This window comes from Nostoc sp. (assembly GCF_036917655.1).
GTDB lineage: Bacteria > Cyanobacteriota > Cyanobacteriia > Cyanobacteriales > Nostocaceae > Nostoc.
Window position 1 is genome coordinate 36038 of sequence record NZ_JBALCY010000065.1, and the last position, 21780, is coordinate 57817.

Annotated in this window: 19 protein-coding genes and 2 pseudogenes; 7 read left to right on the plus strand and 14 right to left on the minus strand. The window is 40.6% G+C overall.

What is annotated here, in order from left to right; all coding sequences use genetic code 11:
* Positions 1-64: 64 nt before the first annotated feature.
* The 5 genes from cas2 to V7K30_RS22150 form a co-directional block, all read right to left on the minus strand.
* Positions 65-352: a CRISPR-associated endonuclease Cas2 gene (gene cas2 / locus V7K30_RS22130; RefSeq protein WP_334847621.1), complete on the minus strand. Its 288-nt coding sequence runs from the start codon at positions 350-352 to the stop codon at positions 65-67.
* Between the two features lie 14 nt (positions 353-366).
* Positions 367-1371 carry a type I-D CRISPR-associated endonuclease Cas1d gene (gene cas1d / locus V7K30_RS22135; protein WP_335002913.1) on the minus strand — a complete coding sequence of 335 codons (1005 nt, stop codon included), beginning with the start codon at positions 1369-1371 and terminating at the stop codon, positions 367-369.
* Positions 1372-1520: 149 nt separating this feature from the next.
* Positions 1521-2114: a CRISPR-associated protein Cas4 gene (gene cas4 / locus V7K30_RS22140; protein WP_335002915.1), complete on the minus strand. Its 594-nt coding sequence runs from the start codon at positions 2112-2114 to the stop codon at positions 1521-1523.
* 32 nt (positions 2115-2146) lie between these two features.
* Complete coding sequence (gene cas6 / locus V7K30_RS22145; RefSeq protein WP_335002917.1) at positions 2147-3001, minus strand: CRISPR-associated endoribonuclease Cas6; 855 nt, start codon at positions 2999-3001, stop codon at positions 2147-2149.
* Positions 2991-3611 carry a 2OG-Fe(II) oxygenase gene (locus tag V7K30_RS22150; protein ID WP_335002919.1) on the minus strand — a complete coding sequence of 207 codons (621 nt, stop codon included), beginning with the start codon at positions 3609-3611 and terminating at the stop codon, positions 2991-2993. Before V7K30_RS22150 ends, cas6 begins: the two co-directional genes overlap by 11 nt.
* A 119-nt stretch (positions 3612-3730) precedes the next feature.
* Between V7K30_RS22150 and V7K30_RS22155 the strand changes: the two genes are divergently transcribed.
* Positions 3731-4141, plus strand: coding sequence for a hypothetical protein (locus V7K30_RS22155; protein ID WP_335002921.1), 411 nt, complete (start codon positions 3731-3733; stop codon positions 4139-4141).
* On the opposite strand, the gene cas5d is transcribed toward V7K30_RS22155, so the two are convergent.
* The 6 genes from cas5d to cas3 all read right to left on the minus strand — a co-directional run bounded on the left by cas5d (position 4142) and on the right by cas3 (position 12131).
* Positions 4142-4849, minus strand: a complete 708-nt coding sequence (gene cas5d / locus V7K30_RS22160; RefSeq protein WP_335002923.1) for a type I-D CRISPR-associated protein Cas5/Csc1 — start codon at positions 4847-4849, stop codon at positions 4142-4144. It abuts the gene before it with no gap.
* A 6-nt stretch (positions 4850-4855) separates the two neighbouring features.
* Positions 4856-5890 (minus strand): type I-D CRISPR-associated protein Cas7/Csc2, encoded by a 1035-nt coding sequence (gene cas7d / locus V7K30_RS22165; protein WP_335002925.1) that lies wholly within the window; start codon positions 5888-5890, stop codon positions 4856-4858.
* A gap of 44 nt (positions 5891-5934) precedes the next feature.
* Positions 5935-9255, minus strand: coding sequence for a type I-D CRISPR-associated protein Cas10d/Csc3 (cas10d, locus tag V7K30_RS22170; protein WP_335002927.1), 3321 nt, complete (start codon positions 9253-9255; stop codon positions 5935-5937).
* Positions 9255-9638, minus strand: coding sequence for a DUF5615 family PIN-like protein (locus V7K30_RS22175; protein ID WP_334865437.1), 384 nt, complete (start codon positions 9636-9638; stop codon positions 9255-9257). Before V7K30_RS22175 ends, cas10d begins: the two co-directional genes overlap by 1 nt.
* A complete protein-coding gene (locus tag V7K30_RS22180) occupies positions 9635-9895 on the minus strand; it encodes a DUF433 domain-containing protein (RefSeq protein ID WP_335002929.1) in 261 nt (86 codons plus the stop codon). Before V7K30_RS22180 ends, V7K30_RS22175 begins: the two co-directional genes overlap by 4 nt.
* 103 nt (positions 9896-9998) lie before the next feature.
* Entirely contained in the window at positions 9999-12131 is a 2133-nt protein-coding gene (cas3, locus tag V7K30_RS22185) for a type I-D CRISPR-associated helicase Cas3' (protein ID WP_335002931.1), read from the minus strand.
* Between the two features lie 320 nt (positions 12132-12451).
* On the opposite strand from cas3, the gene V7K30_RS22190 reads away from it, so the two are divergent.
* The 6 genes from V7K30_RS22190 to V7K30_RS22215 all read left to right on the plus strand — a co-directional run bounded on the left by V7K30_RS22190 (position 12452) and on the right by V7K30_RS22215 (position 17621).
* Complete coding sequence (locus V7K30_RS22190; protein WP_335002933.1) at positions 12452-13318, plus strand: WYL domain-containing protein; 867 nt, start codon at positions 12452-12454, stop codon at positions 13316-13318.
* Between the two features lie 669 nt (positions 13319-13987).
* Positions 13988-15025, plus strand: coding sequence for an NADP(H)-dependent aldo-keto reductase (locus V7K30_RS22195; RefSeq protein ID WP_335002935.1), 1038 nt, complete (start codon positions 13988-13990; stop codon positions 15023-15025).
* Positions 15026-15165: 140 nt separating this feature from the next.
* Positions 15166-15369: a hypothetical protein gene (locus tag V7K30_RS22200; RefSeq protein WP_335002937.1), complete on the plus strand. Its 204-nt coding sequence runs from the start codon at positions 15166-15168 to the stop codon at positions 15367-15369.
* Positions 15366-15521 (plus strand): hypothetical protein, encoded by a 156-nt coding sequence (locus V7K30_RS22205; RefSeq protein WP_335002939.1) that lies wholly within the window; start codon positions 15366-15368, stop codon positions 15519-15521. The genes V7K30_RS22200 and V7K30_RS22205 overlap by 4 nt, the downstream gene beginning before the upstream one ends.
* A gap of 30 nt (positions 15522-15551) precedes the next feature.
* Entirely contained in the window at positions 15552-16679 is a 1128-nt protein-coding gene (locus V7K30_RS22210) for an aryl-sulfate sulfotransferase (protein ID WP_335002941.1), read from the plus strand.
* 270 nt (positions 16680-16949) lie between these two features.
* On the plus strand, positions 16950-17621 hold the full coding sequence (locus tag V7K30_RS22215) for a glutathione S-transferase family protein (RefSeq protein WP_335002943.1): 672 nt from the start codon (positions 16950-16952) through the stop codon (positions 17619-17621).
* Positions 17622-17752: 131 nt separating this feature from the next.
* On the opposite strand, the gene V7K30_RS22220 is transcribed toward V7K30_RS22215, so the two are convergent.
* The 3 genes and pseudogenes from V7K30_RS22220 to nrdJ (V7K30_RS22230) form a co-directional block, all read right to left on the minus strand.
* Positions 17753-18766, minus strand: a complete 1014-nt coding sequence (locus V7K30_RS22220; protein WP_335002945.1) for a zinc-dependent alcohol dehydrogenase family protein — start codon at positions 18764-18766, stop codon at positions 17753-17755.
* A 144-nt stretch (positions 18767-18910) separates the two neighbouring features.
* A pseudogene (gene nrdJ / locus V7K30_RS22225) lies at positions 18911-19984 on the minus strand (ribonucleoside-triphosphate reductase, adenosylcobalamin-dependent); the annotation flags it as partial.
* 285 nt (positions 19985-20269) lie between these two features.
* Positions 20270-21499 (minus strand): annotated as a pseudogene (nrdJ, locus tag V7K30_RS22230) (ribonucleoside-triphosphate reductase, adenosylcobalamin-dependent); the annotation flags it as partial.
* Between the last annotated feature and the right edge of the window lie 281 nt (positions 21500-21780).

Sequence of the window (21780 nt, forward strand, 5' to 3'; positions counted from 1 at the left end):
AAGCACTTTTTTGCATCTGTGGAATTTGTACACCTACCCTTCCGCGCATTTGAGATGTAGGAAACTAGCTAGAAGGGGACTCAGCAAAGAAAATTGTTTCGTCCCGTGGCTGTTCTCCGCCAATACGTTCGACTTTTCGCTGACAACAGCCACAGAGAAAATAAAAGCGAACGCTATCGGTATCGGGTTTAATCAATTTAGCTAAACGCGATCGCAGTTTAGCATACTGAGTGGGAGTGATATCGCACTCAAACACACTCAGTTGCATCCATTGTCCGTAAGACTTAAGAACCGAATGGATTTTAGTCCGACGCTTATCTTCTGGAATGTCGTAGCTGACAACAATATACATGGGAGAGTAGGGAGTTATTTGAGAACTAAGGGGGGATATTTATCGATTTCGTTCATGAGGTACTTACTTAACAACCTCGCCTGAATTTCAAAAGCTTCTTGGTAGGTGCATTTGTTTCCCATGACTGGATGTTTGAAATTCGATTGTTTCTTTTGTTGATAGGCGCGAAGAAATGTATGTAGTCCTTCTTTGGTTAAAGACACAGCGCCACTGAGCGGTTCGGTGGTAAAATCACTTAGGGTTAGCGATCGCTTGTTAATAAGTGACAACACTACAGCATCGACTATTAAGGGACGAAATTCTTCCATTAAGTCCAAGGCTAGGGAAGGTCTACCATAACGCTCGACGTGTAAGTATCCTAGATAGGGGTCGAAGCCGACAATATTTAAAGCACTTTGCACGTCATGACGTAGCAATGAATACCCAAAACTCAGTAGGGCGTTAACTGGGTCAGTTGGTGGGCGGCGACGTCTGGCTTCAAATCGAAATTCCGAGGTTTTGATTAGCTGTTGAAAGCAACCAAAATAGGCTGCGCTACCGGCACCTTCTAAACCTCTGAGGGAATCAATACTGCTAGTTTTTTCGATTGGTGCGATCGCGTTTTCCAATCGAGTGATGTTATTATTCAAGTCAGTATCAGGATGTTCTCGCTGAGTGCGAAGTAAGCTATGGCGGTAATTTTTCAATTTACCCCGCACAAATCCTCTGACTAAATGTATTGCTGGTTGTGATTCTCCTATAGCTTGCCATTGGGCTTTACGAACAAAGATATTTTTGGTAACTTCTGGTTCTAAACGCCCTAAATATCGTCCGTTTTGAGTGAGAAATGTTAGACAAATGTGACGTTCTAAAAGTTCACTGACAGCTGAGGGGGAAACGGTAGCCCTACCTATTACTACAATTCCTTCTATCTTAATTAAAGGGATATCCAAGATGATTTTTTGTTCCGCTTTGACGGTGAGACGTTCGTCAACTTTGCCGATAAAAGAATCGGCTTCTATTACGTAAACTGTTCCCATGTTTGATGATTCCTAGTAATAATTGGTGCTGAAGTGAATATAGGCGTTCTCGGTTGAGTGAGGTATAAGAACCCCACCCCCAACCCCCTCCCCGCAAGCGAGGAGGGGGCTATGATTAGGAAAGGCTATAGAATTCGTTAGGGTATGATTTAATTGGCTTCTTGATAAGTTTTGACTTTATCAGTTGCTTTGGGTAAACATTGCGAATAAAGACTGCATCCTTGGCAGCGTTTGCTGTAGACTGGTTTTGGCATCATTCCTGTTTCTAGGATATTTGTGACAGATTCAATAGTCGCGATCGCACTTTGCCGTAACTCTTGATTAATCTCTACTAATTGCCGTTGATGGGAGTGGGCATAATAGATATATCCAGTGTTAACTGCTTGTCCTGTCATTTCTTCCAAACATAAGGCTTGGGCACAAACTTGCAACTCATCGTTATCCCATTCGCCTTTACGTCCCCGCTTATATTCCACTGGATAAAATTGACCTGATTCTTCTTCAATCAAATCAGATTTTCCGATGAGTTTGTATTGCTCCGACTTCAGCCAAATTGCCCGAATCTGCCAAGTTTCTCCTCGCTGTCCTTCACCTGTAGTGTGGACGCGATCGTGTAAAGTTGTACCTTCGATTGTGTATTGATTATCGGTAAACTCGCCTGCACAAAACATCCGCCAACAGCGATGCGGACAATAGGCATATTGGTTCAATGCCGCAATGGAAACATATTCGGTTTGATTCATAAAAAAGGTAGAAATTTATATTTTGGTTAAACTTAGGGATAATGCTGCCGTCTCACCATACCCATACCCATTGTTGTTTTGCGACCAATTCCTGCATATAAAGCAAAGTCAGCTAAAGCGTTAATTTGCTTAATTTGGATCGGTTCAATTTCTCCCAAAATATTATAGTTAACTTCGCCAATAATGCCAATAAATTTGCTCCGGGAGTCAGCTAATATTTCGGTATGAATGTTGACAAAAGAAGGAAATATTGACTCGATCGCAATCTGATTAAATTCTATGCCACTGTATTTATTCCACCGGGAAAGTAGGGAATTGAAAACAGATTCTCTGGTAGGAAGGGTAGTATCATACTGTCCTTGACGAAAGGCGGTAGGCGTGGAGAAGGAAAGGTTAATGGAAGAATTGCGTAGCTTGCCGCCGTAGGCATCGCTAGCTTCTTCGTATAATTGAGCATAAGTACTGGCATTTGCCCAAGGTTGAATAGATTGGGGTGTGCCTTGAATGCTGGTAATATACAAGTCAGCCGGGCCAAGATGCCAAGGGCGATTGGGATTAAGATTTAGCCAAAGTTGGGTAAGTTTGTTAAATAAAGTGTCATCTAATAAAGAGATGCGCCACCAACAAGGTGTCTCGGCAGGAATAGATTGTTGATGTGAGTATTGCAATTTAGATCCACCCTTAACTCCTTTCAAAAGGGGGGAGTTACTTTGGAGGGGAGAAAGAGTGAAGGCTTTATCTGCGGTGGAATCATGCAAGCGATCGCCTAATGTGGTATCTACTGAACTAACGAGGGTTAAAAATAGGGCGTGGAGATGTCTACCGGTGAGATATTGTGGTGGAATAGGCGATTGTGGTAGCAAATTCAACACTAAACTATGAGGCATACTTTCTCTTTTTGGTTGTAGACTGAGTGCTTCTTGACTCTACAGTGAACTCAGGGATTTCCTGGAGTTCAGCATCACTCAAACTATACTGTTCACAAACGAGACTGAGGCGATTTCCTGGGGTTTTGACAGCGTTAACTGAGTGGGTTAAATCACCTTGAAAGTAAAGTAAAGTATTGATTTGGGGCTTAATTTGCCCAAGTTGGCGTTTGTGCGATCGCAATACCAGTTCTCCCCCTTCCATATCTGCTGGTACTCGCACATAAAGGACGCTGACAACCGCAGGGGGTTCAATGGTTTTGCTGTAGGAACGTAAGGAGCGATCGATATGCGGATCGACGCGGGAGCCTTCTTTTAGCTGTAAAGGATTGAGGTAAAAAGCATTACAATTCGGCTGGAGAGCCAAATCAAGGTAAGGCTTGAAGTAGGGAAACTGCTGTTCTACTTTTGATAATCCAGAACGCTGAAATACGACAGAAAATCCTTTGGTGGCGACAAAATCGCGGTTGAGGTTGTTGATAGCAAAGTAAGGACAAGCTTGGATTTCTCCCCACAAGTTGTTTAGGTAATCGCTGGGGAAGGCGTTGGATTGTTGTTGATAGTGTTTCACGATGGATGTGGGGAGCTTACAGAACTAACAAGGTTAAAGATTATAGCGTAATTTGTGACTGGGGAAAAGGTTAAAGACTATAGTAAAATCCTTTTAAACTGAAATAAAGAGCTAGAGCGATGAGAATTGATGATTACAATGCAGCAAAGGCACTTACTGAAAAATTAAAAGAGAGCTTACCAATTAAAACACGGGCTGGAAAGGAGTTTTTGAAGACATTAAAGCAAAACGGAGAAAACGCTGATCCAGACAGAGAATTTGAAATTGATTTCGTTGGCTATTCAGGAGATGAAGGTGGGATTATGTGCGGACTAAAAGAGCCAAATAATCCCGGAAGTAAAGAAAAATATGTTTCTTCTATTACTCACCTCAAAATTGATCCTAATCATCCCCTAGCTGCTGAAGTGCAGGCTTACCAACGTCAGCGAATTCGTAAGCTAATGTTGCAAGACTCCAGAGGTTTTAAAGCAGAGTTAATGACAATGGAACCTCGAAAAACTAAAAAACATGGGAAAGGGTTTGGAAGTTAGTTAACTCCGAAAACGATATTCCATGCGAACTGGAATTTTTAAGCTTTGAATACCATCAAATTGATAGTGTTGTCCTCGAATTTGGACATTCTGAATTAAGCTAACTGGAGGCATATTCACAACATCATAGCTAATCACTTGATTAGTGAACATCACATCTAACGGATTTAATGGATGTGTACAAGTGAATATACCTTCAGAAATTTTATGTTTCGGTAATGGTTCAACCGTCACTTCAGCCTTGCTCATCCATTTACCCAAGCGAATCCACTTTGGTAGTTTGAGTTCTTTTTGGGAGATGACAAAAAACTCAAATTTACTTTCTGCTGCTATTTCCTTTGCTCTCCCAAAACTAGGGATATTTTTCTGTGTTTTCTCCATTTCAACGTGGTAGTTGTTGTTAGCATACTTCCAGGTGTTGAGGATAGAAGAATGATTGAGCGATCGCGCCGGAGTTACGTAAATTCCCTGTTGATTGAGTGGCGTTAAATGCTCCTCATATTTTGGCACTTGTTCTGGACAAAAGTAGCAATAAGAATGTTCTTCAGCAACGATAGTGGAATAGATTTTGCTATCAACTAAACCCAGTGCATAACAGAGAGCGTAATTATGAATTATTGCTTCTGTTTCATACAATCTACCGATTTCGCGAGTGGCAAAATATAGGCTGTCATGAAGTTCTATTTGACATCGGTAAATTGACACCATCTTAAATTACTCCGATACAGCAGTAGCTTTCTTATTATTCTTGGTATCTTTCTTAGGATCTTTTTTACCTGATTTAAGAACCCATGTTTGAGCATAAATAGATGATTCAGCATTTGCTTGACTCAACATTTCTTGCAATCGAGTTTCATCACTGGTGATAGACTTGACTTCACTCAAAACTTGTGTGAAGGATGCACCAACAAAATCAGTATGAGAAATACACTCTTGAGACATTAGAGCAGTAATTGCTTGTGTAGCAGCCTCTAAAACCTCATCTTCATTGAGCGGATCGGGAGGATTAATTTGCTTTGGAGTTGCGTTGCTCATTACGTCATATATCTTTTGAGTCCAGAGAAGATTACTAACAATCTCACCATCAGCGAAAATGATTCCAACTAACTCATTACGCACTCTACCAGTGCGGGTAGTCTGCGCTCCATAATGGCGTGTCCTGAGAATATTATTGAAAACGTAGAGAAATCCAGCTTCAGTGGCATCTTTCAGCGTGACAATGCTGGGGAAAAAGACTTGAGGTAAGATATGGTCTTGACTATTAATACGGCTGGTTACTTCTCCTTGACGGCTCATAGTCCCATTTTCAAAAGGTGCATTAAGGGTAAAGTTAAGGTGAGAATCATCAAATGGTGTGATGGAATAAGCTGTATCTACAACTACTTTCGACTTTTCAGAACCAGAATCACCAATAGCAAAACCATAGAGAATACAATCAGGAGTAGTTTTACTAAAATCTACGTTGTAGTCGCATTTTTCCCAGTCACCAATTTTGTAGTTACGTAGTAATTCTCTACCTGTTAAACGTTCTGGTGTAGACTGCTTGCGCTTAAACATTGCCAAGCGACTAATAGGTTCTTTGTTTTCAATTCCAGCACGTACTCTTGCTTTATTGAGTTCACCATCTGTCTGGAATAAAGGATAAGATTCTGTAACGCGAATAGTGATGAAATGAACATATTTCCCCATTGGTTTAGCAGGGATTATGTCATGGAAAAACTTAGAATCGAGTGTTTTCAGAAATTTCATGGTTTGATTACTCCGAATTTAGTTAGTTGGAAAAAAAGAATAAATTAGACTGATGCTTCAAGTTCTAATTCAGGAATATCATCAGGTTCATCTTGGGGACGTGCTTTACGTTCTTCATCATCGGCTAGGCGATAAAGATATTCACAGGTATCTCTAATTAAATTGAGTTGAGTACCTGCTAAACGGGCGCGATCGCCTTTAAAACTTTCCTCAAAAATGTCTTTCACAAAATACTTAGCAAAGTCATATACGGCTTGACGTTCTTCTGCATCATTTAAAGCACGTTTCCACTTACCATCTACCAAAATAAAAGTACGTCTCCCTTCCGCAGCACCGCGTTCAACCTTATTCATTAATTTTGATAAACGCGCAGCTACTGCATCTGTTAATGATTCAGCGTCACTAGCTACAGCTTTATCAATTTTCAAAATTACATCAGCAGCCTCATCAATAGGTTTAAGGATAGCATTTGCTTTTGGTGGTTTACCTTTAGTTTGTGCGCGATAAAATTGACGATAGAGTGATGTTAATTCACGTAATTGATTCACAGCTTTTCCTTCTGGTTCAAAGTAGTGGTAAAAATCCAAGTATAGGCGAACTTTAGCAATAGACACAGAATCAATTTTGTCTTGCTTCCGTAACCATTTATTAAGGTAATGGAAGACATATAGAGGACTGGTTTCTAAATCCCGTACCAAATCTGCTAATTTTCCCCAATCTGGATCGCCATCCTTTTTACGGTTAACTTCCAAGTGAATAGAGTAAGCAGCAGTGAGAGCATTGAGGGGAGAAAATTCACGCTGTTTTGAAGTTCGAGGCAAAATGCTATCTAAACGATAGTTATCTTTTTGAATCAAAGAACGAATCGCTTGATGTTCTCCATCAATTAAAACTGTTTGTTCAAAGTCAGCGCCACTAATAAAAGGTGGTACAGGTGATTCTGAGGCAACGACTTTCACATCTAGAATAAGCGGTAACGCTAATGCTAACCAAGCTGGTGTTACCCAAGATTCTGTATCTGTAGCGTCTCTTCCAGGCGGTAAGCCTAAAAAGAAAAATGTCAGAGTTTCATGTTCTGGAAAGCTAATTTTGAAAGTACGGTCATCTTCTGGCTTTAGATTCTCTTTAATCAAGAGAGAATCAACTTTTTGGTAATCCTCAATTTGAAACTTTGCAACTTGATTTTCTGCGATAAAATGCTTACGCATTTCGGCATCAAACCGAGTTCGGGAAAATTGCTCATAAGCCTTTTGCAAAAATTTATTGGTTTCTGGGGTAAAAAAGTAAGTTGGGTAAAGGTAGAGATAGCGATATTTACGTCCTTCAAAATCTGCTCCTACGGCATTTGTTTGGTTCATCAAAATTTGTCTCAACATAATTTCAATTGACCAAATTGAGCAAATTTGCCGTTTAGCAGCTTGAGCATTAAATAAAATCTGACGGTTACTGTAGACTTGAGGAGCAAATAAGGTCGCTGATTCCATCTGTTCAGTCACAGTATATGAAGAACTAGAAATTGCACAAACATTTTCTCGTCCTCTACCCGTAATTTTGGCGGCATTATAGCGTTTAAGTTCAACTAAAAATGAGTCTGGGTTTGGTTCTATAACTGCGCCTGTTGGTAAAGAAATAACTTTATTGACATAAGTTTTTAAGTCATCCCAACCATCGGGCATATCCTGAAAATCTGCTAAAATTGGTCTAATCAAAGCAGCAGCATGATTCACCATCCCTTTCATAACTTCCAGAATTTGAGCAAAGCTTAATCCTGAATTATTGCGAAAGTATTGCGCTGCTAGATAATACCAATCAAGAGGTACCCCACCTGTTTTTTTCAAAGATTGAATTTCTCTGACGGCTGGAATTTCTGCTGATAATTCCAAATATTCAGCTAGCTTTTGTGTTAAATCTAAATCAGGAATACTTTTTCTCTGATTTTTTGCTAGTTGTTTCTGCCAATCATTAACTTTTTCGCACCAACTACCCCAAATTCCTCTACACAAAACATCACCAAATTCTGCCAAGCGATCGATGCGGATTTCATTAGCAATTTGTAAATTTAAGTGTGCTGATAGTTCGCCTTGCGCTTGATAATTTAGCAAGCTTTCGCCTCGCTTATCAGCAGAAGCAGGTTTGGAGTCTGGAAGTAGTCGAGAAGCAGCATTAATGCTAACTTCCATTAATTCAACTACATCAAAAAATAACCAGTAATAATCTGCAAATTTTAATCCCTTACCACCACGATTAAAACCTGTCTGTCTTTCCTTCAGTTTTTCTGCACATAAGTACTTTATTTTGGCAATAACTTGTTCAGGAATTCCATCAGTTGTAATCGGAGGAGCATCAACAGTAGCTAAATAGACAACGCCATCAGGTAGATAGAGTAATGGTGTAAAAAACTCTTCAGGATGTGCTGCAATTAAAGCATTATTGAAAATATTTGTAAGAACACCGCGATTTTCTGAAAGAGAATGATAGGTAAATTGTAATTGATGATTACTTAATCTTGCAAGCAATGTAGGTAAACGCCCATTTTCTATATCTCTCGGATGTTTAATGACTGAAGCAAATAAATCAGATAGTGAAACTAAGTCAATCAAAACCTGTCTAATTCTGCTATCTAGTCTTTCATCATCTAAAGGTTTTAAGCCACGAGTAATCAAACCTAAATCCGAATCATTTTTAACTCCTGAATTGCTGCTAATCTCAATGATGTCATCGATAAGTTCTTCCCATTGTTCGCTTAGTAAGTGGTATAAGCCAAAATCTAAAATCTTTTTGGTAATGTAACCACGTCCTAAGTTCGGAGCATCTTCTTTTTTTGGTGGTTCTTCTTCCCAATTGCGAATGATAAAATTTTCTTCTAACCAATCTCGATAGTCAGGGAATTTTTCATAGTCATGCAACAAGTAGGAAGCAATAAATACAGAGGATTGCAAATCTTCACAGTTACGCTTAACTGGATTTGTGCCTATTCCTTCTGCTTGTAACTTCCTCAAAATTCTATAACTGGGAAATAGACCATTAAGTAAGTGAGCAAGTATAGATTGGTCGCCAGCATTGTCTCTACGAAGTGGTTTTTTACCTGCTGCTGCGCGTTTTGCATTTATAATTTCTACAGTTACTTCAAAGAATTTACCACCCTTAGCAGTTGCACCTGCTAGCTGTCGAATTAAATTAGGTAACACATAATCGGCAAACTTTTCTAGGATGCGATCGCCTTCATTTCCTTTTGCCTTTTTTACAGCTTCTTTGAATAACTTAATCGTGAGAAATTCGCGTTTTATAGGTGATTCATCATCCTCATATTCTGTCGTGTCAAAATCTGGTACTTCTTCCGGTAAGTCATCATCATATTCGCTCATTAATTTTTATCCTCTGGCTCAATTGGTTGATATTCTTGAATATTTCCGTTACGAATTATCCACAACTTACCCGTCACATCTGCGGCTTCTAAACCAGTAATTAATGTCTCAATAGCTTCACGCCAATCAGCAAATTTAGAACGAGCAGGTAAACGTAGTACTACTATTCCTGAATAGTCTGATGGATTATATTTCAGACGATTTTCAAATCCTCTGTCTGAAGTAACTAATATCCTGCCTTCACTGTGACAAATATCAATTAATTCTTCATCTGGAGTAGAAGTAAGACCTTGTTCTCTAACTGTTGCAACATCATGTCCTGCTAAACGCAACCATGTAGCCACCCGCAAGCTACCAAGATTTTCATCTAGTTTGATATTCACTTTTTTGTTTCCTTGTGAGTTCCTAGAGGAATCTCAACAAAACAATCCCTTGTCATCTCAGCACCGTAAGCGATACAGGCAAGAATGTCTTCTTTTTCTAAACCTGCATATTCTTCTAAAATTGTTTCTATTGTTTCTCCTGCGGCTAGAAGGTCAAGAATTAGAGAAACCCAAATACGATGTCCGCGAATGCACGGTTTACCGAAACAAATATTTGGTTCGATAGAAATTCGAGAAAGCAGATTATCTTTAGTCATTGGTACTTCTCCAGATTTCGCGTAATTTATCTAAACTAACCCATTCGTCGTTTTTCCTAACTTCGATGTACTCCCAACCAACTGTGAGCGTTTACAGCAAGTTCTAACATATCCATCCTTCATCGTCTTTTGGCTTCCAATGCCAAGTTAAGGTTTCTAATAACAGCGCATCTTGTCCAAAAGTAATGGTGTAGGGGGGACTTTTATCCTCTGGTTCATTTGTGATAGGGTAAGCTTGAAAGTGCATAGGTAATCCGAGAGTGGCGCGTAAAAAGTTGCGATCGCGGTCTGAAATGAAGCACACTAGTTTACGTCTACTCACTGCATCACTAATTTGGTTGATACCGTAGCCGTGTCGTTGGGAAATTTCTAAACCTTGTAGTTCGTGTTGTTTATCTGGTAAAACTTGCACCTTACCAGATTTAGCTAGTTCTCTCAGATTTCCTGGATAATAGAAGTGCCAATCTTCCCGCACATCCCGATAGCCTTTGAACTTTAAATAACATAAAGCTTTATCAAAACGAGTAGTAATTACTCCAGCTTTTTCGGCTTTTTCCATAAAGCTATTTTTATCCCATAACTCAAAAATAAAGTTATTGAGAATGCCAGGAAGATTATACATTTTAAATCTTTCTGCTTCTGGCTCATCTGGATTAGTTAAGTCATAAATTGCACAATCTAACTGGCTACTTCCCCGAAAACTCCTAGCCTCATCAATAATTTTTGTTTTTCCTTCACTCTGACAGCGATAAAACTGTGCATTCATCTGTTTAATGCTAATTCCCAAAGCATTTTGAACACTAGTACCAAATTTCTTAGCTACCTCTGGATATTTCTCTTTCATGTGATAGTTTCCTTGCAGCTTTGAATAGATATAAGCTGATTGAATCCCACCCCATCGCTGAGGATATCGCTCAAACTGATTTTTAAATGTCCAAAATTCATTAATGGCATTGTTAAAATTAACGCGATCGTAATTTTCACCATCTTGTAAAGGATGAGATTTATCTGTAAATAGCCTTGCAACAAGAAAGTTAGGTATTAAAGCGTAAGCTTGATAAGTTTCAAAACCTTTATGTCTGCCAAGTCTACCAAATCGTTGAATAAAATTTCCCGCATCAGCAGCTTCAAAAACTAGAAAATTAATCCGAAAGTCTACACCAACATCAATTGTAGACGTACCCAAAAGTAAATCTGCTTCGGCAACTGATTGAGATTTTTCGGTTTCTCCTGTTAAGCCAGTATTTTCTCTAACCTTCCATCGCGGTTCAAAAATAGGTTTTAACTTGTCTATGAGCTTTTTAACTGCTGCGATGGAATTTAAAATAATTGCACCTTTGCTGTTAGGATAGTCTTGAAAAAACTTTAAAATCACCGCTTCAGAATTTTCTTCTATCCATTTGTAGCTAGAACTAAGATTAGCCTCTATTCCTTGAGCAAAGCATAAGTTAATAGGTTGACTAATCTGCCGCCACTCATCGGTTGAATCATCTGATGAAAATTTGTAAGCTCCAACATCAACCGGATCGATAATCTTCGGTTCTATTCCAGCTTTTTGAAAATAACTCTTGAGTAATTCATTAGGTGTTGCAGAAAGAAAAAGAAATTTCTTGTTTGGACTCCCAGTGTGTCTCATTAAAAGTATTGTATTAATTACACTAGCTATTTGTGGAGATGAAAAAACATGAAATTCATCATATATAAATAATTTATAATTCTCGTCTATACGTCTGAATAACCTGTCAGGGTTATCTATTTTTTCTCTCAAGTAGTAAAAATTATGGATGTAATGAAAAATATCAGGGTTGGTCAGCAGAATTTCATAGTTAGTAGAAAAGTCTTCTATCCCATCTCGTTTAGAAGACAGCTTACCAATTGCTATATCTTTCTCCAAAATAGCTGCTGTTAATCGTCTTATTTGCGGATCTTTCTGAGGTTTAAAAATATCTTTGTATCCTTGAACCTGTTTTTCTTGATCTCTTGCTAACTCGTTTGTTGGATACATTGCTAAAGTCGGTGTGCTACTTGTCATAGCCTGCAAATAAGCAGCCAAGCTTTTACCATCTCCAGTCATTGCAGTGTTGAAAATTACCTCAATACTTGGATTGCGTAATGCCTTCAGAGTTTCCACTTGATGCCAAGAGAGTGACCAATTATTAGGTAATTTCACGTCATCAGGTGTAGGGACGGTTTTAGAATAAACAGGTTTGAGACTAATAGTGTAATTTCCAGACATATCCTTGAAATTCCTATGTTAAATGCTTGGTTTCTCGGAATTTTTATGCAAAAAGAATGACAGATTTAGTAAATCTAATCCGATTTCTGCCACCATTGGTGGCAGTTGTATATATGTGCTAAATACTACCCAAAAATTTTTGCAACCATTGGTTGCAGTTTTTTAGATGGGTATAAAACATCTCCAGGCTATTTCTCGCACCATTGGTGCGAGTTTTTCACTTTACTTAAAAACTGTCCGTAACTCGTTGTTATTCCCTATAATGCCATGCAAAATAGAAGTTGCCAAGATATATCCGTATAAAAGTGTCCGTATAAAATATGAGTCGAAAAGGTCAATCTATTACGCTGTCGATATCAGAACAGGATAAAGCCGAGCTAGAAGCGATCGCTCGTGAATTCGGTATGATGTGGGGAGAGGAGCAGCCTAACATCTCCAAGTTAATTAAAGCGATCGCTCAACGTAAGTTACTCATTGGTAACAATAACGATTGGAAAGAACCACGCATCAGGGCATTACATAGATGTATCAATGCTTTGACAGATATCGGGCAAATTGAACAAGCCCAAATCATTGCAAACTTACTTCTCGAACGCAGCGAACTATCATTACCGTTGCGGGGCGAAATTGAACGTTTCTTAGAGAATTTGCCCCCACCTTGGCGTTTAGAAATAGACCGCTATATCTTGCGCGAACAGCCCTTTCAGCTTTCCTATCAAGATGCAGCAGAGCGTGTGTTTAATTTTACCGTTCGCTATGCCAAAGTTACACCTCACGAAAAGCGGGTATATCTTGATTGCTGGTGCGAAGAGACAGAAGGGAACTTTGATATACCAGAACTGGTTCACAACTGGAGTTTACGATTAGACAGGATTACTGAAGCTGCTGTCATGCCAATTTCTGGTGATTGGCGAAGTTTGGCTGAAATAGAAGTGGAAATGCATCTATTTGCTGGCTTGGCTTTTGCCTATCAAGCTAAACAAGAAGACAATATTAATGAGTGGATACCAGATAAAGCGCGAGTCCGGCGAGTTGTCAGGCGAGTATCTAGTACATTTTGGTTTATGCGGGAAGTGATGCAGTATGCGCCAGATTGTGTAGTGATATTACCAGAGAATGTGCGCGATCGCCTCAAACAAAAACTCCTCACCCTCTGTCAGTTATACGATATTGAAACCAGGAGTTAAGTCTTGTGGGGTAGGCCGGAAAGCCTGCCCTTCTAATCAGACATCTTGCTCATAAGATTGCGCGGCTTTTTTACAAACTTTGGACAACCGGAGGAGATTATACAGATCCTGGTATGGATTATTATGAGCAGCGTTACCGAAAACGAATGGTCGATAATCTCCACAAAAAAGCGATTGCTTTTGGTTTTGAGCTTATTCCTCAACCCTAATGAAATCTGGTTTCTTAGAAGAGGCATTATACACCATACACCTACACAATCTTCATTTATTAAATTTTAATTCTAGAAGAATCTTAAGACTTTTTAAAAAACTACGCTGAGTAGACTGACTTACAGTAGTATAACTTAGACTAAAACAGTCAATTTCACAAAAACTCAATAAAAGCAAGTATTTTGTACTAAAATTTTAGATTTTTTATGACTCCAAACTAGCTTACTTATCTGGTTAATCTATGCAACAATAAACAACTGTGCCCATTAAATACGCTTTTTCTATCGATTTATAGTAGTATTAGCAAAATATTAATTTGCTAAAAAATTTATATTGGCTTAGTGCCAAACCCAGTGTTGTTTGAAGCTAATTTAATTAAAAATAATAGCGACCTTGACAAAAGGCAAAATCTCCAGCAAAAATACCACTGTTCAATCAACTAAATAAAAATGCCGAAAAATGAAGTACAACCAACTTGGTGATAGCGATTTAAAAGTTTCTGAAATTTGTCTGGGTACTATGACTTATGGACAGCAAAATACCATTGGAGAAGCACACGAGCAGTTAGATTATTCTATTGCCCAAGGAGTCAACTTTATTGATGCTGCGGAGATGTACCCAGTCCCAACAAGTGGCGAAACTTATGGATTAACGGAAACTTACATTGGGGAATGGTTAAAGCGTCAACAAAGAGATCAACTTATTATAGCTACTAAAATTGCTGGCCCAGGTCGAGGCTTTAAATGGGTACGTGGTGGAGCCAAAGCAATTGACCGTGATAATATCAAACAAGCTGTAGATGATAGTCTAAAAAGATTACAAACAGATTACATTGATCTGTACCAAATCCACTGGCCCGATCGCTACGTGCCACGGTTTGGGCAAACGGTGTTCGATCCGACTCAGGTGGAAAAAACGGTTCCCATCGCTGAACAGCTAGCAGTTTTTGCCGATGTAATTAAGGCTGGTAAAATTCGCTATATCGGTTTGAGTAATGAAACACCTTGGGGAGTCGCCCAGTTTAGTAACGCTGCTAAACAGTTAGGATTGCCCAAAGTTGTTTCGATTCAAAATGCTTACAACTTGCTGAATAGAGTATTTGACGGAGCTTTAGCAGAAGCAGTTTATCAGGAAGAAATTGGTCTACTAGCTTATAGTCCTTTGGCATTTGGCTTCTTGACTGGCAAATACCTAAACGGCAAACCAGAGAAAGCAAGAGTCAGTTTGTTTGAAAATTTTGGTCAACGCTACTTAAAACCAAAAGTAAGTGAAGCAGTAGCAGCTTATGTGGAAATTGCGAAGCGCCATCAGCTGAGTCCAGCGCATCTGGCTTTGGCATTCGTGCGGAGTCGTTGGTTTGTGCCTAGCACAATTATTGGTGCTACGACACTGGAACAACTCAAAGAGAATCTGGAAAGTGTAAATGTAGTTCTCAATAAAGACATTTTGGAAGAGTTGGATATAGTTCATGCTCAGTCTCCAAACCCAGCACCATAAGAGTGCTGAGTCACCGAACTTATGAACGGTGGAAGCCTGAGCTCCTTTGCCTCGTTACCAGGCTCCGGCCTGGTAACACCTTCCGACAGCCTCTGGCTCTCATTATCAATTTCCAGTTTGTCTGGAATTGTCTTAGTTTTATGAGCAATAAATCATTGACGGGTAAATTTCAAAATTTTCATTTGCTGTATACCTTAAAAAGTTTGCTCAAAATTGGCCAGCAGGGTTCAATAAAAGCATTCGTTTGGTTGTTGGTTGCTCAATCGGGCTTGAGTTTGATAGTTTCTGGATGTAGTCCGACTAACTCTGCTAATTCTACTGTTAAACCTGTGAGTGACCTGTGAAGCGGACATTTGAGCGCCGGCCTGTTGATGGAGTGCTTCCCTTAGAACCGAAAGTGATTGCCGATTTACAGAGTGTTGCTGATTGGATATACAAACAGGGAATTGTTCAGAAAGGAGTAAAGGTGCGTGATGCACTCTGTCCGAGTTCTTAGATTAAAAACTAGATATTTAGTAGGTAAAATATGACTTTTACAGCAATATCGGTTGACCAGAATACTATTCGTCGTCGGGGTACTGGTTTAAAGGCTTACAATCCCGAAAAAGTATTCAAAGGATACACACTATTCACGCCTCTGACGGGTCAAGGTGAAGTCTATCTCCTGAACCTGGAAGGAGAAGTAGTACACCAGTGGAATCTGCCATATCCACCAGGGTTATACGGTTATCTCTTGCCCAATGGCAACCTTTTTTATAACGGTAAAACTCCACCAGAAGAACCACTACGTTTTGCTCTGTGGGCTGCATTCAAAAGTGGTGTTGTTTTAGAGGCAGATCCCAAAGGGAATATTATCTGGGAATATAAGCATCCAGATCACCATCACGATGGACGCAGACTAGCTAATGGCAACATAATTCTACTAGCCATTGAAAAAATACCTCAGTCGTTGGTTAAGAGCATCAAAGGCGGCGTACCAGGTACGGAACCAAATGGTGATATCTATGCAGATGTGCTTTATGAAGTGACTCCAGCAGGTGAAATTGTTTGGACTTGGCACGCTCACGAACACCTCGATCCAGATATATTTACGATCACACCCCAGGATCATCGCCACGAATGGACTCATGGGAATACTGTCGGGGAACTTGCTGATGGCAACATTATAGTGAACTTTCGCAATATCTCTACAGTTGTCATTATCGATCGCAAAACCGGAGAAATCATCTGGACGCTAGGTGATGACGTGCTAGCACAGCAGCACTTCCCGAACGAACTAGCTAACGGTAATATCCTGATTTTCGACAATGGCGCACATCGTCGTAACATTGCTCTCAATTTCTCCCGTGTGATTGAGGTGAATCGCCAAACGAAAGAGATAGTTTGGGAATACACCGACAACCCGCCCCAAAATTTCTTTAGTTCCTACATATCAGGAGCGCAACGTTTAGGGAATGGTAATACCTTGATTACAGAAGGTGCTTACGGACGAATATTCGAGGTGACAGTTGCAGGAGAAATTGTTTGGGAATACATCAATCCCCACTTTGCATCTCGGAATATTCCAGGTGAAAAATCGCCCGTAACTCGTGGGGAGCAAAATACAGTCTTCCGCGCCTTCCGTTATGCACCTGAAGAAGTGCCTTGGCTTTAGGAGAAGGCAGGGGAGCAAGAATTTTAGATTTTAGATTTTGGATTTTAGATTGAAATTTAATCCAAAATCCAAAATCCAAAATTGAATTGCCCAATGCCCCAGTCTTACCTAGTAGTCAAATTTAAAAGTTTGGTTAGTGTCTGAAATTTTTCGCCACATCGAGAGCTTCTACCGAGCTTCAGGACACTAACAATTTAAGATTTGGGATTTTGGATGAAAATTCAATTCCCAATGGCGATTAACAAGTCCTATTTACCAAGGAACTTAAACATGGCTGAAATCAAAGTATACAGTGCAGTTGTTTGTCCTTATGCTCACCGTACCCGTCTGGTACTTCAAGAGAAGGGCATTGACTTCGATTTGATTGAGATTGATTTGCAGAATAAGCCTGAAGGGTTTACCAAAGTTTCCCCCTATGGTAAAATGCCTGCACTAACTCATGGTAATGAGCCAGTTTGGGAGTCAGCAGTAATTAACGAGTATCTCGATGAGGTATTTCCCAATCCACCACTGTTACCCAGCAGCCCCATTGCTAGGGCACAGGCTCGCATCTGGATCGATTTTGCTAACACCAGATTTGTTCCGGCTTTTTCTACCCTGCTGCGGAGTTCAGATCCCCAAAAACAAGAAGAAGCTAAACAGGAACTATACAAACACCTGGAATTCATTGAAAACGAAGGTTTAGCAAAGCTATCAGGGGAAGGCCCTTACTGGTTTGGTGAATCTATCAGTTTGGTCGATTTCACCTATTTTCCCTGGTTTGAGCGCTGGGCTGCACTGAAGCAGTATCGCGGCTTTGGGATACCAGAGGAATTTACCCGTCTACGCCAATGGAAACGAGCTTTGAAAGAGCGTGAATCGGTGAAAGCGATCGCTCACTCTAAGGAATTCTACATCGAGCGATATGCTAAATTCGCTGCGCCTACTCTCGCTGCTGTTTAAATAACTTTATCCTCTCATTCCTTGGCTGCTGCCAAGGAATGGGTTTCTGGAGGCTCCGCCTCAAGTGTAAAGAGGCAGAGCCTCTTGATAGACATTCCTATGCAGAGCATAGGAACGAGTTAACGAGTTAATTACGAATTACTAATTACTACTTTACCAAAGTGAGCTGCACTTTTGAGGTAATGATAAGCTTCCCGGGCCTCAGAGAATGGGAAAACTCGATCAATAATCGGTTTGATTTGATGCTGTTGGATTGTCTGATTCATCGCCTCAAACATTTCTCGACTGCCAACATAAATGCCTTGAACTGTTAAACTCTTAAAAAGTATGGGCATGGGGTCAATTTCATTTCCTCTGCCTGACAATACGCCAATCAAACTAATACGTCCTCCAATGCGGACTGCTTGTAGCGATTTTGGCAGAGTCCCTGCACCGCCTACTTCAATTACATGATCTACACCCGTGCGATTAGTCAATTGGTAAACTTGCTTTTCCCAATCTGGTGTTGTTTTGTAATTGATCGTCTCGTCAGCACCAAGCTGTTTCGCCCGTACCAATTTCTCATCACTGCTGGAAGTAATAATCGCTCTAGCACCATGTATCTTGGCAAACTGGAGAGCAAAAATCGAAACTCCCCCAGTACCGAGTAATAAAACACCATCACCTGCGCGAATATTGCCTTTTATCACCAGTCCATGCCAAGCTGTGACTGCTGCACAGGGCAAAGTTGCCCCTTCAATGTAGGATAGATAGTCTGGTAATATTACCAAACCATCTTGGTGTAATATGACATACTCAGCCAGCATTCCATCGATACCACCTCCGAGATCGGATTTCATTTTCTCTTTGGTTAAAGAGCCATAAATCCAGTCTTGGAAGAAAATACCAGCGACGCGATCGCCTATTTTAACCCGTGTCACACCTTCCCCCACTGCCACAACTTCTCCCGCACCGTCAGACAGAGGAATTAACGGATATTTCTGTCCAGCACCATAAGCTCCCTCAGCGACAAGTAGATCACGGTAATTTAGGGATGTTGCTTTAACTTGAATCAGAACTTGTCCCGCAGTTGGTTTTGGTTCAGGGCGATCGACTAATGCGAGGGCATCAATCCCACCGTTGCTTTGAATTTCGTAAGCTTTCATTGTGTTAACCGAACCGTATTGACCGAGGAGGGAAAAAGGCAAATTTGAGTTGATATAAAAAGCAGTGGTTAAATGTTATATAAAACCACTGCTTTTTATTGTAATAGATAAATATTGCCTACCCTAAGTTAATGTAATTTCGCCTTATGAGCTTGGTTGCTGATCGGGAAACATACACTTATCAGAGTCACAACCACTAGGGCCAGCCTCTGTCATTTCGCCTAAATCGTAGCGGCTTAAGGCTGCACAGAAATCATCTGTTTTGCGCCGTCCTTTCACCTCTTGATTCAAGCGATCGTAGGTTGGTTTGTCTATTGGTTCAAATGGCAACCGTGGGAATGATTGCAGGTCATCAAAACGAGCTAAAAGGGCTGCTGAAATATATCCTTCATCATTCTGGATAGTTTCGTAGATCCGCTGTCCCAATGGTTCAATTTCATCAGAGCGAAGTTCCAAAGTAGCTGATGTGTTGTGAGTCACATACCAACGTTGAACCTGGAGGACAAAATCAAATTGGGCTAAAACTGAAAACTTAGAAACATCAATTTCATCAGCCCCTGGTAAATCAGCCCAAGTTACAGAAACAGGAATTTCTACTAACCACTCACTCACCCGTGAATCAAAGGGATCATTGAGCAAATTGCCCTGTTCATCTTTGTCTGATTGAGAGGGAATGACGTTGTAACCATAGTCAATACAAGCTAAGGCTACTGGGTCATTTTTGCCGAAGGTAATGCGGCGGATAAATCTTTGCGCTTTCGGGGGATGCCATCCTGAACTAGCATTAGTTAATAAAGCCTTCGTACCACTGGGTTGGACTGTGGTACAGCGATTTGGACGTTTGAGATTATGGCGATCGCAATATTCCCAAACCACCCGATGGACAATATCTCTCCAAGAACTGAGATATTTTTCTTCCTCACGCTTAAAAGCTAATCCTTGTGGAGTTGCAGGTCTTCCTGCTTCCCACCAGCGCAGCCAATCAACACCAAACGCATGGACAAAGAAATCAAATAAACCTGTAAAAGAAACTCCTACAATCGGGTCTAATTCACGGCTATATTGATAGCGTGGTTCCAGGAATTTGTGATTTAAAAGTGCTGCTACAGATAACGCCCCAGCAGTGAAAGCCTCCTCCTGTTCTTTGTAATTATGTGGGTCGATTTGATTAAGGTGAACCTCAGACAAATTGCAGTGGAAGTTACTACCGATGATTTCCATATTTGTTACCCTAGAGGCTTTTTATCCCCTAGTTCTACTGCTTGATTATTCGCAGTAGCTCCGCGTACCTTTTGCAGATGTGACTTCAGATAATAAAAGTTTTTTTCACATCCACCCCCGCACTCTTGGAGAGATTATATTCTAGACACAAATTTCTGATGTCATCTAGTTTCACTCTCTACGCTGTACGGTGTCAAAGGCTTTTTAGTTCCTTTGATTACCACGGGATTAGCATCTCAGCCTTCCCCGTTTTTGCGAGGTTTTTAACGTGAGGCAAAATCACTTACCACACGGATTTAAAGCGTAGCGAGCCAAACGATGTTCTAGCTCATTAGCACCAATATTTGGATAGCGTTCCTGTAACCACTGTTTTGCTGTTCCTTGTTCATAAGCCTGCAAAAAATTAACTTTCAAAGCTTGTGTTGGTAGCAAATCAATGTTCGATCGCGCCACGGCTTCACCAGCCCATTGAATCGCTCCCTCGCCACTATAATATTGTTTGCGGACGGCATTAAGACATTCTTCTAAGGTTGGCTTGCGGTGAAAAACTCTGGTATGATTTGCCATCCTGAGTGCATCACGCTCTGGATCAATTCGCCAGTTGCCACTTTCATCTTGTTGCCATAAATTATCTTTGGCGGTAGCTGCTAGGCGATCGCTAGAATCAAACTGACGCATCCCCGCACTTCTTCGAATATTGCCGGCAACAATTGTGACAGCACCTTGATCGATTAATAGACAGCATTCAACTGAATTTAATTGTCGTCCTCTAGCTTTATTGAGAATAGATGCACAACGCTGATAAAGTCCGGGCAATTTTACAGGATTAGCAACTCCTCCAAAGCCGTTGAGAGTTTCTCCGGCTTTGCGGACATCACTGATATCAACTAGTACTTCAACTTCTGCCGAAAACTGTTCATTCGTGGAGAGTTCTAATAGGGTTTGATATGATTCAACCCAACCTTCACGGCTATCTCCAACGTGAATAGTAACAGTGTTGCCTTCTATATGTGTTTCAGTATATTCACGTCGCTGTTGCACAGGAGTGCTGCCAATTTCACCTTGTACAGTGACATTCAAATGATTACGGATGGGGGGTAACTTGTTAATAAATTGTGGTTCTAGGACGGCTCCAGTACCACAGCCCATCATTGCCAGATCCATCATTAATCCGAAGGCACTCCAGTCTTCGAGATTGGTAGAGGTGCAATTATAAGCGCCGGAAAAGTTCTTTGGCTTGGTGATCCAGTCTGTACCACCAACCCATAGCCAGCGTCCACTGGGCATAGCTTTCAAGTTGCGCTGCATCTGATCGAGTATGGCAGCTTCTTGTTGAGTTAGCTTTCCCAGCTTGATTAAGCCGAGTAGAGTGCGATCGCACACCTCATCCCATGTTTCCCTTAGTCCCGCCTTTGTCCGGCGGCTATAGGTTCTAAAAAATACGGGATTGGCAGCCGGTGCAGTTTCGGGAAACTTTGCACTCTGGCGTTTTCTTTCGAGTTCTCGAACCATATATTAGGTGTCTTGCGTTCTTGTTGCGTGCGGACAGATTATGACTATACGCCAAGTAGTTTGAGTATTAAAGATTGTCAAATTGTCCACTTTGCGCTAGGGATAGACCGTACTATTTGCAACAAAAATTTATGATGTATAATGTCCCTCACCCTTGGATCGGATCTCAATATTGAGTCTTAATAAGCACCGAGAATTACCCAAAAACCTCACCCTGTCCTAACTTTAATCCCTCTCCTTACTAAGGAGAGGGACAGGTTTTGCGTAGCAGAACCAGGGTG